Annotated in this window: 11 protein-coding genes; 5 read left to right on the forward strand and 6 right to left on the reverse strand. The window is 62.5% G+C overall.

Annotated elements, in window-relative coordinates; translation table 11 throughout:
- Window positions 1-4: 4 nt before the first annotated feature.
- From ACV229_RS08740 to ACV229_RS08765, 6 genes are all read right to left on the reverse strand, one after another.
- Window positions 5-487, reverse strand: a complete 483-nt coding sequence (locus tag ACV229_RS08740) for a GlcG/HbpS family heme-binding protein (protein WP_448082726.1) — start codon at window positions 485-487, stop codon at window positions 5-7.
- The gene (locus ACV229_RS08745; protein WP_448082727.1) at window positions 466-1,869 is read right to left on the reverse strand and encodes an MFS transporter; all 1,404 of its coding nucleotides are present in this window, start codon (window positions 1,867-1,869) and stop codon (window positions 466-468) included. Before ACV229_RS08745 ends, ACV229_RS08740 begins: the two co-directional genes overlap by 22 nt.
- A 31-nt stretch (window positions 1,870-1,900) precedes the next feature.
- On the reverse strand, window positions 1,901-2,833 hold the full coding sequence (locus ACV229_RS08750; protein WP_448082728.1) for a SphA family protein: 933 nt from the start codon (window positions 2,831-2,833) through the stop codon (window positions 1,901-1,903).
- Window positions 2,834-2,916: 83 nt separating this feature from the next.
- A complete protein-coding gene (locus tag ACV229_RS08755) occupies window positions 2,917-3,453 on the reverse strand; it encodes a cupin domain-containing protein (RefSeq protein ID WP_448082729.1) in 537 nt (178 codons plus the stop codon).
- Between the two features lie 51 nt (window positions 3,454-3,504).
- Window positions 3,505-4,383 carry an HpcH/HpaI aldolase family protein gene (locus ACV229_RS08760; RefSeq protein WP_448082730.1) on the reverse strand — a complete coding sequence of 293 codons (879 nt, stop codon included), beginning with the start codon at window positions 4,381-4,383 and terminating at the stop codon, window positions 3,505-3,507.
- A gap of 446 nt (window positions 4,384-4,829) precedes the next feature.
- On the reverse strand, window positions 4,830-5,720 hold the full coding sequence (locus ACV229_RS08765; RefSeq protein WP_448082731.1) for a LysR substrate-binding domain-containing protein: 891 nt from the start codon (window positions 5,718-5,720) through the stop codon (window positions 4,830-4,832).
- Window positions 5,721-5,984: 264 nt separating this feature from the next.
- Here ACV229_RS08765 and ACV229_RS08770 point away from each other — a divergent pair, with 264 nt between their 5' ends.
- The 5 genes from ACV229_RS08770 to ACV229_RS08790 all read left to right on the forward strand — a co-directional run bounded on the left by ACV229_RS08770 (window position 5,985) and on the right by ACV229_RS08790 (window position 13,196).
- Window positions 5,985-7,508, forward strand: a complete 1,524-nt coding sequence (locus tag ACV229_RS08770) for an efflux transporter outer membrane subunit (RefSeq protein ID WP_448082732.1) — start codon at window positions 5,985-5,987, stop codon at window positions 7,506-7,508.
- Window positions 7,509-7,571: 63 nt separating this feature from the next.
- A complete protein-coding gene (locus ACV229_RS08775) occupies window positions 7,572-8,789 on the forward strand; it encodes an efflux RND transporter periplasmic adaptor subunit (protein ID WP_448082733.1) in 1,218 nt (405 codons plus the stop codon).
- A gap of 11 nt (window positions 8,790-8,800) precedes the next feature.
- A complete protein-coding gene (locus tag ACV229_RS08780; RefSeq protein ID WP_448082734.1) occupies window positions 8,801-12,067 on the forward strand; it encodes an efflux RND transporter permease subunit in 3,267 nt (1,088 codons plus the stop codon).
- A gap of 12 nt (window positions 12,068-12,079) precedes the next feature.
- On the forward strand, window positions 12,080-12,697 hold the full coding sequence (locus ACV229_RS08785; RefSeq protein ID WP_448082735.1) for a TetR family transcriptional regulator: 618 nt from the start codon (window positions 12,080-12,082) through the stop codon (window positions 12,695-12,697).
- A gap of 91 nt (window positions 12,698-12,788) precedes the next feature.
- A complete protein-coding gene (locus ACV229_RS08790) occupies window positions 12,789-13,196 on the forward strand; it encodes a hypothetical protein (protein ID WP_448082736.1) in 408 nt (135 codons plus the stop codon).
- Window positions 13,197-13,212: the final 16 nt, after the last annotated feature.

Consider the following 13,212-nt stretch of genomic DNA (forward strand, 5'->3'; position numbering starts at 1 on the left):
TTATCTAGCCAACGTCTGCCATCAGGCAGGCCCCTTCGATGCCGAATACCGCGCAGGTTTCGTCCTTTTCGGGGTGATCGCCGCTCACTCCGACTGCACCTATCGCGCAGCCTTCGCGATCGCGAATCAGCACACCCCCCGCGACGGGTACGATACGTCCTTGCGAGATGTCCGTCAGCGCGGCGAAGAAGGCTGGCGCTGCACTCGCACGCTGCGCAAGCGCGCGACCGCCCGCGCCCATGCCGAGTACACCCCAGGCCTTTGCCTGCGCAATCTGCGGCCGCAAGATGCCGCTGTCGTCCTCCCGCTTGAACGCGACGAGATGGCCGCCGGCGTCGAGCACCGCGACAGTCATGGGCGCGCAATCCGTTTGACGCGCCTTGTGAAGTGCGCCGTCGACGATTGCCGTGGCTTGTTCGAGTGACAGTGTGTGCATGTTGCGTTTTCCTTGAGTCGAATGATTGATCAGTGAGGGGTAGTCGTACATGTGAGCGAACCCGGATCCCCGCGCGACGGCCCCTGGGCGCGACTCGCCATGCGGCCGCCTTCGTTGTGACCGGCCTCCCTGCTGACGAACCTGCCCAGTATCAGCACGGCAACCGCCGCGCCAGCGGATGTCGCGCCCGCTACCAGAAACAGCGTTCCCGCCGTGACCCCCACGCCGAGCAGAACGCCGCCCAGCACCGGTCCTACGATCGCGCCGATGCGGCCTATACCCATCGCCCAACCGATGCCCGTCGCCCGCAGAAACGTGTCGTAGTACACCGCACAGAGGCCGACGGTGCACATCTGTGCACCGAGGCTGAATGCACCCGCGACGAAAGTCATGACGTAGAGCAGTTCCGGCGACCGGCCGGCGAAGCCGATCGCCATGATCGCCAATGCGCCTGCGAAATATGCTGAGCCAATCACGCTCGGGGCGCCGAAACGATCGGACAGACGACCCAGCGCAACACAGCCTGTCACCGCGCCGAGATTGAGCATGGATACGGCAAGCACGGCCTGTTCGATATCGAGGCCATTGCCGCGAGCCACGACGGGAATCCAGTTGATCAGGAAATAAGTCAGAAGCAGACTAAGAAAGAATGCGATCCAGAGAAGCAATGTGGTCGCCGCGCGTCCGTTCCTGAACAGGCTCGACACGGGCGAATGCAGCGCGTCAGTGTGAGAGCCGATCTGGCCGTTCCATCGCGCAAGCGCATCGAGACGCTGCAGGATGCGTACGATTGCATCTCGATTGTTACGCAGTGCGAGATACCTCACCGACTCGGGCGCCACGGCGAGGAAGAGCGGCAGAATGAGCAGGGGCAGCGTTCCACCAGCGTAGAACACGGATTTCCAGCCGAACGCCGGAATCAGCGCAGCGGATGCGATGCCCCCAATCACTGCACCGAGAGGAAAGCCGCAGAACATCATGCCGACCAGCGTGCTCCTCAGACGCCTCGGCGCATATTCCGACGTGAGCGAGACGAACGCCGGCAACGCGCCGCCGAGTCCGACGCCCGTAACAAGCCTCAGCGCGGTGAGTTCCGCGATCGATCGCGCAAACGGTGTCGACAACGATGCAATCGCAAACAATAGCACCGAGCCTGACATGGTCGTCTTTCTGCCGAAGCGATCCCCCGCGGCGCCGAGTACGAGCGCCCCGACAAGGCCGCCCAGAAGGCCGGCGCCGAACACGCGCCCGAATGTTGCCGGCGCCACGTGCCACATGCCGATAATCTGCGGTGCGACGAAAGCAATCGCCTGGGTGTCGAATCCATCGATCATTGCGATCAGCCCGCAGAGCAGAAAGATGACGATCTGCAGGCCTTTGACCTCGCCCTCATCGATGATCGCCTCGAGATCCAGTTCGTGCTTCGCTTCCATGGATGTCTCCGTCATTGCATCGGCTCGCCTGCTAGAACCGGAAGTTGAGATTGGCAAAGATCTTGTAGCCCTTCAGGATCGTTGCCCTGTCGGGTCCGCTCGGTCCGCCGGACGCGCTTGCGATGATGTCCTTGGTTGCCCACAGATTGACGGTGGCACGCCCAAAGTCGTAGCCGACGAGGCCACCGACCGCGAAGAGGTTGTATCGATTTACGTTGATGGCGCCGTGATAAAACGGGCTCGACGTGTCGTTGCTGACCTGCCCTATGTACGATGCGACCGGCCCGATGGACCAGTTGCCCAATTTCTTCGTGGCCGTGAAGTCGGCATGCAGGATGTCGCCTGTCCTGTAGCGTGTTTTCGTGTTGGGCGTATTCATTTCCAGCGAAAAGTTGCCGGTCAGATTCCACCCATGCTTGATGTAGGAAATGCTCAGCAGCGGCTGGATGATCCACCACGGCGCGCCAGGATCGACAAGGCCGTTGGCGCCGGTGATCGTTCCGTCCGGGACGGTGACCGCGACGCCGGTCTTCACGTAGAAGCCCGTCTCACCCAGTTTCCAGCTGAGTTGCACGGGCGCGATAAGCGTGTTGTGAATGCCCGAGCTCTGTTGATTGAGCGGCGCGCCTGCGTCAGCCATCGTGAACGGCTGCACGACAAGCGCCTCGTAGCGGGCCCCGAGGAACGTCCAGTCCGGCGTCCAGAGAATCCCCGTCACCGCCGACGCGACATGCAGCGGCGTGGATCCGGTCGGATCCCCCGGGCCGTGACGATGGCCCTGAGCCGTGTAGATTTCGTTGAAGCTGTAAAAGCCCGGCGGCGGCGACGCCGCGGTAAACGTCTGCATCGCGCCGGGGGGAATCGACCATCCCGGATAACCCGGCTCATAGGCGTATGCACCGCCGGAACATGTGATCGAGGCCACCGTGATTGCGGTACCGGCGGCCTGCTTCTTGAATCGCATCTGCCTCCTCCTTGTCGGCCCGCTCATCGGAGGGCCGATCCTGTTCGTCGAAGCTGGTGATTCAGCGGGTGTCGATGCAGCTGCTAACGGGGCGTCGCATCGATCATGCAGCCGCACAGCAGGCACGGCTCATTGGAGCGATTGCTCCATGCGTGATTCGTCCCGCGAATGACCACCGTATCGCCAGGACGCATCAGTACCTCGTCAACGTCCGTTACCAGATAGATCTCACCCTTGACGCAGGTGATGCAGTCGAGCGTATCCGTACGGTGCATGCTCGGATGGCGCGCGAGATCCTCGACCGTTGGCGCGTGCTTTTGCTGCACCTCGACATTCAGCTTCTGCAACTGATCGACGTGGTGTGCCTTGTCCGCGGTATCGGGTGGAATTTCGAGCGCACGAAACAGCAGGCCACCGGGAAGCGGCTCTCGCGTCTTGATCGCATTGGCGCGATCCTCTTCGATCGAGTTGTCGACAGGCACTTCAGCGGCGCTCCACAACGTCGCCCGGTAGAAGATTCCCGGGTTATGCTGGACGTTGGCGGCCTCTTCCATCAATACCGCGGATTTTCCGTTCCTGTCGGGACCGACTACATATCGTTTCCAATTCCATCTGCTCATTTTGGAATCCTATGCGTTGAAAGAATGACTTCACTTTTGACGTTTCAGGTTTCAACCCGGGAAGGCGCTTTCCGGTGCAGGAGGACGTTTGAAAGACGTACCGTCGACACCCGTGTCGAGCGCGGCGACCGTCTGCTCGCAGGCGCGCCTGAACGCAAGTGTGTCGAGGCCGAGACAGAAGATGCGCACGCCGTCGTCGAGCGACTTCCGGCACGCCGCAGGCGACGGATCGAGAACGGGACCGCCGATCACCGCGACGTCGTGCCGTTGCGCGGCGTCGAGCACGGTCCGATACGCCTCCTGGACGCGCGGGCTCTTCATCATCAGCGTGCCTTCACCCATCGCGTAGGCCAGGTCGCCCGCGCCGAAGACGATGATCTTCACAACATCGAGCGCGCAAATTTCATCGATGTTCCTGACCGCATCAGGGTGTTCGATCATCGGCACGAGCGCGATTTCCGCGTTGTTCCAGGCGGTGTATTGATCGAAGTTCCTGAATGCATAGCGTGCGGCACGCGTCGCGGGGCAGATTCCGCGCTCGCCCATTGGTGGGAAAAATGCGTGCTTCGCGGCCAGACGGACGTCGTCAGCCGAGCGGATCATCGGCAGAAAGATACCTTCGGCCCCTGCTTCCAACGCTCGCCTGATCGCAGTTTCGTCCGCGTGATCGGGCACCCGGATGTACGGCGCAAGGCCGGCATGCTGGGCGGCCCGCACGCTGCCCTCCATCGCGCGGACATCGTTGCCCGAGTGTTCGCAGTCGATCATCACGAAATCGAATCCCGTCATCCCCATGACCTCGATCAATGCCGGATGACCGGTAAAGCACTGCATCCCCAGTGGTATTTCGTCCCGCTCCAGCATTTCCAGCAGTCGATTTCTCTTGAACATGAAGCCTCCTTTTTTTGACCTCGTCGAAGCCGTCGACATTCTGCGAACTTGACGACAGCAAGTCACCAAGTCACTTTAACACCGAAATTGAACGAATGTGTGGGCGGGCGGGTTAACGATAGGAAGGGAGGCGTCCACGCCGATGGTCTTGCGAAGCCTGCGAGCGCACCGCGCCTGCCGGATCGTGTTCCGGCCGTGGCCTCGGGACGACGGGGCAGACAAGCGTGACGAGAATGGGGATTTCGTGCCTGCTTGGAACGGCACGGATATGGGCAGTGCGCGCCTGCAACAGCGCGATGACAATCACGCTCGCCGTGCGTCAGGACGCCGGCTGCCATGCGCACCAGGCGGGAACGCGCCGCGCTATGCGTGCAATCGAGCCATCGATCACCTATGAAACTTCCGTGCCGCGTGCGCCGGCGGTCGGGATGGAAACGCTTTTCAAATGCCGGCCAGGCTGCCCTGCTCCGGCAGACCTTTCAGAATCAAGGCCGTCCCTTCACGCTGCGGGCACAATCCAGATAGGCACGGACCGCGCCGCTGGTTTCTTCGGCGCGACTGAGCCGGACGATGACTGCGACACGGGAGGCGCCGGAGAGGGGCCGTACGATCAATCCGGGCACCGGCATCCTCGCGAGCGCAGCGGGAACGAGCGCGATCCCCATCCCGGCTGCCACCATCGCGAATAATGCGTTCGTGCTCGACGCGCTTTCGATGGCACGAACAGTGGAACCGACGATCGCGCGCGCCAGCGCCATCGATCCCTCCTCGTCCTTCTCGGTCGCGGCGAGAATGATTCGTTCGGCCTGCAGGTCCCGCGCCGAGACGCGCCGTTTCGAAGCAAGCGGATGGTCGTCTGCCAGCGCCAGGACGAGCGACCAGGACCCCACGCGCTCAGCGCGAAAGCGCGAATCGGAAGGCAGGAGAACGCTCGGGCCATACGCGACGTCCAATTCGCCGCTGAGCAACGCTTCGACCTGCTGTCGCGGTGCAACTTCGTTCAGGTGCAGTTCCACGTCCGGATACAACTGCCGGAAGCGACGCAAGTCCTCTATCAGGTCACCGCCGAAAACGGTGTGCCCGACAAAACCGATTCGCACGCTGCCGATTTCGCCCTTCAGCGAACGCTGGACATCCTGACGCACCCGGTCTGCTTGCGCGAGCAGACGCCGCGCATCCTCGAGCAACATGCTGCCAGCCTCGGTCAGCAACACACGCCTGCTGGTGCGCTGGAACAGCGGCCCGCCCAGTTCCTCCTCCAGCGAGCGAATCTGCATGCTCAACGCGGGCTGCACGATGTGGAGCCGTTTAGCGGCGCGGCCGAAATGCTCTTCCTCTGCGACGGCAACGAAATAGCGTAGATGGCGAAGATCCATGGCGCTCCGAACCCCGATCAGATTATCTGATCAATCAGTCAAATCAATCTATTTTACTTCCACCTGCAAACGTACGACCCTTCTACTCGAAAACGCATGGAGGCGAACACGAGCTCGTGCGTCGACGAGTGTCCATGACACGTCCACGCGGCTCGTTTTCGCATCGGTGTCCGAGGTCGAAGGCGGCACACCCGGCACCGTCATCGCGCCTGGATTCGCCGTCCACGCCAACCCGCCCTTCGGGCCCTTACCAACAGGTTGAATATGAACGTTCCTTGCCGATTTCGCGATGGCGTGCCGCGACGCCGCTGGCGCGCTGTCCGGCGTGCCGTGCTTTGCAGCTGCACGGTTGCCGCGACGCTGATGACCGCGGGTTGCGCGGTGGGGCCAGACTACCGCAAGCCGATTGCCGATATCCCGACCAGCTTCAAGGAGGGGGTTGAATGGCAACGGGCACAGGTCGATCCCCAGGCCACGCTCTCGAGCACGTGGTGGCGCGACTATCACGACGATGCGCTGACGCACCTGGTGGACGCGGCGCTCAAGAGCAATCAATCGATCGCGCAAGCGGAGGCGGCGTACCGGTTGGCGCAAGCTACCGTGGCCGCCAACACTGCGAGTCTCTTTCCGACGATCTCGGCCGGCATTTCAGGTTCGCGCGCGGGAGCGGGCCCAGGCGCGGCAATGGGCAGCGCGATGAATTCCGGTGTGCACAACACCATCACTGCGGACGCCGCCGCCAGCTGGGAACTCGATCTGTGGGGGCAAATCCGTCGCGAGATCGAATCCAGCAAGGCCAGTGCGCAGGCCAGCGACGCGCAACTGGCCGGCACGCGTCTGTCGATTGCCGCGAGCGTGGCGGCCGACTACTTCGAACTTCGCCGGGCGGATGTCGATATCGACCTGCTCGAGCAACAGCAACGGATCGACACCAGCATTCTGGACATGACGCGGGCGAGTTACGCGCAAGGCGAGACGTCGAACGACGGCGTACTGGCCGCGCAGGACACACTTGAACTCATCATCGCCGATCTTCAGGCGACGCTGACGTCACGCGAACAGTACGAACATGCGATCGCTGTCCTGACCGGCGTGCCGCCCGCCCAGTTCTCGATAGCGCCCGAACCGCACTATGCATTCGTCGCCCCAGCCGTTCCGCTCTCGTTGCCTTCGCAATTGCTGGAACGGCGCTACGACGTTGTGAGTGCCGAGCGCAACGCCGCATCGGCAAACGCAAAGATCGGCGTGGCAGAAGCGGCATTCTTTCCGACCCTGACGCTTTCGGCACAAGGTGGGTTCCAGCATAGCGCGCTCGCCAATCTGTTTTCCGTGCCGAACCGCTTCTGGACGCTCGGCCCCGAACTGGCAGGAACGATTTTCGACGGAGGCGCCCGAAAGGCTGCCGTGCACGAAGCGCGCGCGACCTACGACGGAACGGTGGCGGCGTATCGCCAGTCGGTGCTGTCCGCATTCGAAAGCGTCGAGGACAGCCTGTCTTCCTGGAACCATCTTTCGCAACAGGAACACGCGTACGCGGACATTTATCAACGGAACAAGCGACTCTTCGACAGCGAACAAGCGCAGTTCCGGTTCGGCACCGCGAGCAGGCAAAGTCTCCTGAGCCAGCAGCTCACGTTGCTGCTGGCCGGACAGAACCTCGCGGACACGCAGGCGTCGCTGACGCTGAGCAGCGTGACGCTGATCAAGAACCTGGGTGGTGGATGGCGATGGAACGAAGCAAAGGCGGCGCCCGCCGACGCCGTCGCGTCGTCCAGTGCCAACCGCTGACAGCATGCCCGGCAGGTTTGCGCGCTGGTCCCATTCCCCTATTTCGCTCGCACGGTTTCGACAATGTCACTACGTCTACGCTCATCCATCATTTCCATCGGTCTCCTGACGCTTTTCGGCTGCGGCAAGAACGACCCGCCGCCCGCGCCGCCCGTGGCGCAAGTCGGCGTCGTGGAAGTCGAGCCCGGCAACGTACCGCTGAACCGCAACTTCGTCGGACGATTGTCCGCCTACTACAGCGCCAACGTAACGGCGCGGATCTCGGGCGTGCTGATGAAACGCCTCTATACGGAAGGCAGCGAGGTCAAGGCAGGACAGACGCTGTTCGAGATCGATCCGACCTATTACAGGACGGTGCTCGATACCGACCTCGCCACGCTCGCCCACGACCAGGCGACCTACGTCAACGCCCGGATCACCGCCGACCGAAATCGCAAGCTGTTGCCGATCGGTTCCGTATCGCAGCAAACAGTGGATGATGCCGACGCGGCTGAACGCAGTGCCGCCGCGAAGGTCAAGGCCGACGAAGCCGCCGTCGAAGGCGCGCGCGTGAATCTCGGCTATTCGAAGGTGATCTCGCCCATTATCGGCGTCGCCGGTCAGCAGCAGGTGACTGCCGGCGCGGTTGTCGGTAACGGCACGAACGACGCGGGTTCAGGCGGGACATTGCTTGCCACGGTCGAGCAAATCGATCCGCTCTATGTGAACTTCACGATCAGCGCCGCCGACCTGATCACGCTGAAGCAGGCGCAGAGCAAAGGGGATGTCGCGCTCGCCGCGCAAAACAGGACCACCGTTCAGGTCGTCCTGCCCAACGGCACGCCGTACGATCATCCCGGCACGCTGGATTTCACCGATGCTTCCGTGAACTCGGCCACCGGCGCGGTCAGCCTGCGCGCGCAGATACCCAACCCGCAGCATCAACTGTTGCCCGGCATGTACGTATCGCTCGATGTCGACCTCGGCCAGCGCAACGACGTGTACCTGGTTCCCCAGCAAGCGATACAGCGCGACACGGTCGGCGCCTACACGATGGTGGTCGGCGCCGATGGCAAGGTGTCCCGGAAGGATGTCGATGCCAACGACAGCTACCGCAACGACTGGATTGTCACGAGCGGGCTGGCGGCCGGCGATCGCGTGATCGTCGCGGGCATGCAGGGCGTACGCGAGGGGATGATCGCCAAAGCAACGCCGTGGCGGGGTGCCGACGAAAGCACGCGCTTGTCGCAGTCCGGCCCGGCTCCGTCATCGGGCGATCATCATGCCCGCAGCAAATCGTAAGGGGATATCCGATGTCACGTTTCTTTATCGACCGGCCCGTCTTTGCGTGGGTGATCCCGATTCTCATCTGCCTGTTCGGTGCGATCTCGCTGGGGCACATCGGGGTCGATTCGTATCCGGACATTGCTCCGCCCCAGGTGACCGTCACGACGACCTATCCGGGCGCAAGCGCCGCGACGATGGAATCGACGGTTACGCAGGTGATCGAGCAGCAGTTGACCGGCATCGACAACCTGATCTACTTCAGCTCGACGTCCAACGGCAACGGGACGGCCACCATCACGCTGTCCTTCGCGCCGGGCACCAATGCGGACATTGCGCAGGTCCAGGTGCAGAACAAGGTGGCGCTCGCGCAGCCGCTGTTGCCCGCCGAGGTGACGCAGCAAGGTGTCGTCGTCGCGAAGGCGAGCCCGGACATTCTGATGTTCATCGGCTTGCAATCGACCAACCCGTCCGTCGATGCGGCTCGCCTCAGCGACATTGTCGCGTCGCGGATACAACCTGTCATCGGTCGCATCAACGGCGTCGGCAACACCTTCATGCTCGGCTCGGAATACGCTTTGCGGATCTGGCTGAATCCCGACAAGCTGCAAGGCTATGGCCTGTCGACTTCGCAAGTGATGGATGCCGTCAAGGCTCAAAACGCCGAGTTCGCAACCGGTTCGCTGGGCGCGGATCCGGCCGTCAATGGCCAGGCTTTCACGGCAACGGTATCGGGTGACAAGCTGTTTTCGTCGATGCAGCAGTTTCGCGACATCATCCTGCGGACGAACAACGACGGCAGCGTGGTTCGCCTGGGCGATGTCGCGCGCGTCAGCTTCGGCGCGCAGAGCTACGGCACCGCCGCCACCTACAACGGCAAAGCCGCGGGCGACCTGGGCGTCTATCTGCTGCCCGGTGCGAATGCGCTCGACGTGGCCAAGGCCGTCAAAGCCGAAATGACGATCCTGGCTCGCGACTTCCCTCCCGGCGTGACATGGAACGTACCGTACGATACGACGCCGTTCATTACGGCCTCGATCACCGACGTCGTGCATACGCTCATCGAGGCGATCGTCGTCGTGTTCTTCGTGATGCTGCTGTTTCTGCAGAATATCCGCGCCACGATCATTCCGACGCTCGTCATTCCGGTCGCGTTGCTCGGCACGTTCATCGGCCTTTCGCTGATGCACTTCTCGCTGAATCAGCTCAACCTGTTCGGGATGGTTCTCGCCATCGGCATCGTGGTGGACGACGCGATTGTCGTGATCGAGAACGTCGAGCGCCTCATGCGCGAGGAAGGTCTCAGTCCGAGGGCGGCGACCCGCAAGGCGATGGGCCAGATCTCGGGGGCGATCGTCGCGATCACGGTGGTGCTCGCCGCGGTGTTCGTCCCATCCGCGATGCAGCCGGGCGCCACCGGCATCATCTATTCGCAGTTCGCGCTGACGATCGCCGTATCGATGGCGTTCTCGGCATTCCTCGCGTTGTCGTTCACGCCGTCACTGTGTGCGTCGATCCTCAAGCCTTCGCATCATGCGAGCTCGAACGTCGTCTTTCAATGGTTCAACCGCGGGTTCGACCGGTTCGGCAACGCGTATGGCGGCGGCGTCGCGCGGATGATCCGGCGCGTGCCGCGCTGGATCATCCTGTTCGTCACGCTATCCGCGCTGGCCGGCGTGCTTTACACGCGCCTGCCGACGGCGTTCGTCCCCGATGAGGACCAGGGCTTCATGCTGGCCATCGTCAACCTGCCCTCCGGTGCAACACTGTCGCGTACCCAGCAGGTCATGGACGAGATTGACGGCAAGCTCAAGAAGAGCCCGATCGGCAAGGACATCGACAGTATCTTCGCAGTCCAAGGCTTCAGTTTCGTCGGCCAAAGCGAAAACGTCGGCATGGCGTTCATCAAGCTCACCGATTGGGAAAAACGTTCGCAAAGCGCGATGCAGTTGATCCCGCAGGCCAACAAGATTCTGCATGGCGTCGACGGTGCGAGGATCTTCGTCACCAACCTGCCCACCATACGCGGACTGAGCCAGTTCGCAGGCGTCGACATGTTCCTGCAAGCGCGCAATGGCCAATCGCGGGCCGAGCTCGCACAGGCGGAAAGCAAGCTGCTGTCGGAGGCGAACCAGGATCCGAGGCTCTTCGGCATTCGGGCCAACTCGTTGCCGGAGGCCCCGCAGCTTTCACTGGCCGTGGACCGCGTTCAGGCGCAATCGATGGGCCTGTCGTTGCCCGATGTCTATAACAGCATCCAGATGGATCTCGCGCCCGTCTACGTGAACGAGTTTACGTACGGCGGACGTGTGAAGCGCGTGTTCCTGCAAGCCGATGCGCCGTTCCGGATGGGGCTCGACGCCATGGGGCACATCTACACGCCGAGCGGCTTGACGGGCATTTCGTCGGGCTCCGGCGGCGGCGCCGCCAGCGGAAACGTTGCAGGAACTTCGCCGAGCGGTGCGCCGAACCCCGTCAATCCGTCGGTGAGCAACAGCGCCATCAGTCCGTACAACATGGTGCCGCTCTCGAGCGTCGTGAAGACAAAGTGGGATGTCGGCCCGCAGGCGCTGCCGCGCTACAACGGCTACTCGGCAGTCGAGATCGTCGGCATGCCGGCGTCCGGCTACTCCACTGGCCAGGCGATGCAGATCCTCGACAACATCGTCAACAAGTCGCTGCCGGCAGGCTTTGCGTCGGACTGGACCGGTCAGTCCTACCAGGAAATCCTTGCGGGGAATTCGTCAACGGCGCTGATGGCGTTGTCCATCGTGGTGGTGTTTCTCTGTCTGGCGGCACTTTACGAGAGCTGGTCCATCCCCGTGGCGGTGCTGTTGACCGTGCCGCTAGGCCTGCTGGGCATGACGGTGTTCTGCCACCTGTTCAAGGTGCCCAACGATATCTACTTCAAGATCGGCATGGTCACGGTGATCGGGCTCGCAGCGAAGAACGCGATTCTGATCGTCGAGTTCGCTGTCGACGGGCAAGCACAAGGCATGACGCTTTTCGAGGCGGTCACGCATGCGGCGAAGCAGCGGTTCAGGCCCATTCTGATGACGTCGCTGGCTTTCATCGTCGGCGTCGTGCCACTGGTGCTGTCCAGCGGCGCGGGTGCCGCGTCGCGTCACGAGATCGGCACGGGCGTGATCGGCGGCATGCTGTTTGCCACGATCTTCGGTCTCTTGCTGATTCCGGTGTTCTACGTGACGGTGCGGCGCCTGCTTGGCGACAAGCTCGATGAGGTGACGCGCAAGCTGCGTCACGTCGAGACCGCCGATGCGGTGGCCGAATCCTGATGACGGTCGGCCATGAAGCGCACCAGGCGAGAGGCGCTCGAAACGCGAGCGCAAATACTGAAGTCCGCGGAACAGGTCTTTGTCGAGCGTGGCGTGTCGCGCGCCTCTTTCACCGAAATTGCCGGTCTGGCGGGCGTCACCCGTGGCGCCGTCTACTGGCATTTCAAGGACAAGATGGCGCTACTCGACGCGTTGTTCGAGCGTACTTCGCTGGCGGACTGCCCGTTTGTCATGTCGTGGTCCGAGGGGGAGCGCGATCCCCTCGGGCAACTCGAAAGCAGGCTGACCGCGCTTCTGGCCGCGGTGCTGTCGGCAGGTCCGTCGCGGCGCTTTTACTCGATCATGCTGATGCGCTGCGAGCTGTCCAATGAAACCGAGTGGATCTGGCATCGCATGCATGCCAGCTGGCGCTGCGCCGAGCATCAGATGGCGCGTGCATTGCGGGCGGCCATCACGCACAACCAGCTGAGTGCCGACCTGGACCCATACCAGGCGGCAGCGTTCATTCATTCGACAGTGACAGGGTTGATCTTGAGAAGTCTGCGCGAACCACCGTTGGCTGCAACGAAAGCCGTTGCGCGGCAGATCGCTTCGCAAATCATGTCCGGGATCAAGGGCGCCGCACGCTGACGCATGGATTCGCGGGCGACAGTCACGTCGTGGCTTTCGCTCAGGAGCCGCCAGCGGTGCCGCAAGATCAGAGAATCGGAGGAAAAATCACATGTTCGATATCGAATCGCTGTTTGTCGACGCCCTCAGTGGCACTGAGCGTGTTGCCACATCCATCACGCACAACGACATCGTCACCGCGCTGTCTGCCAAGCTGGTTCCGCCGGCAGTCGCCGTTCTGCACATGCTGTATCCACGCACCGATGCGCGCACGCACATGAGCCTCGATGCGCTGGTTGCGGCGCTGAACCGACACGGCATGCATCAAGTCGCCCGCCTCGTCGCCGAGGAAACGCACTATCTGCTGTTTCGCGATCCGGAAAAGGCGTGGCGGGCGCTTCACGAGATTCGCAACGATTCGCTCGCCATTGGCGTGCACCTCTACTACAAGGGGCTCGCGGGCGATGCAGCCGAGCAGGCGCTCGATGCCGATGCGCACAAGAAGCGTACCGGCGCCTGACACGGCCACCTCGACC

This window comes from Burkholderia sp. MR1-5-21 (assembly GCF_053427715.1).

Excerpts from the sequence above, each read along its gene's own strand:
- ACV229_RS08780 (WP_448082734.1), top strand. The coding sequence starts at position 8,801 with ATGTCACGTTTCTTTATCGACCGGCCCGTCTTTGCGTGGGTGATCCCG.
- ACV229_RS08745 (WP_448082727.1), bottom strand. The coding sequence starts at position 1,869 with ATGGAAGCGAAGCACGAACTGGATCTCGAGGCGATCATCGATGAGGGC.
- ACV229_RS08790 (WP_448082736.1), top strand. The coding sequence starts at position 12,789 with ATGTTCGATATCGAATCGCTGTTTGTCGACGCCCTCAGTGGCACTGAG.
- ACV229_RS08770 (WP_448082732.1), top strand. The coding sequence starts at position 5,985 with ATGAACGTTCCTTGCCGATTTCGCGATGGCGTGCCGCGACGCCGCTGG.
- ACV229_RS08755 (WP_448082729.1), bottom strand. The coding sequence starts at position 3,453 with ATGAGCAGATGGAATTGGAAACGATATGTAGTCGGTCCCGACAGGAAC.
- ACV229_RS08775 (WP_448082733.1), top strand. The coding sequence starts at position 7,572 with ATGTCACTACGTCTACGCTCATCCATCATTTCCATCGGTCTCCTGACG.
- ACV229_RS08765 (WP_448082731.1), bottom strand. The coding sequence starts at position 5,720 with ATGGATCTTCGCCATCTACGCTATTTCGTTGCCGTCGCAGAGGAAGAG.
- ACV229_RS08750 (WP_448082728.1), bottom strand. The coding sequence starts at position 2,833 with ATGCGATTCAAGAAGCAGGCCGCCGGTACCGCAATCACGGTGGCCTCG.
- ACV229_RS08740 (WP_448082726.1), bottom strand. The coding sequence starts at position 487 with ATGTACGACTACCCCTCACTGATCAATCATTCGACTCAAGGAAAACGC.
- ACV229_RS08785 (WP_448082735.1), top strand. The coding sequence starts at position 12,080 with ATGAAGCGCACCAGGCGAGAGGCGCTCGAAACGCGAGCGCAAATACTG.
- ACV229_RS08760 (WP_448082730.1), bottom strand. The coding sequence starts at position 4,383 with ATGTCGACGGCTTCGACGAGGTCAAAAAAAGGAGGCTTCATGTTCAAG.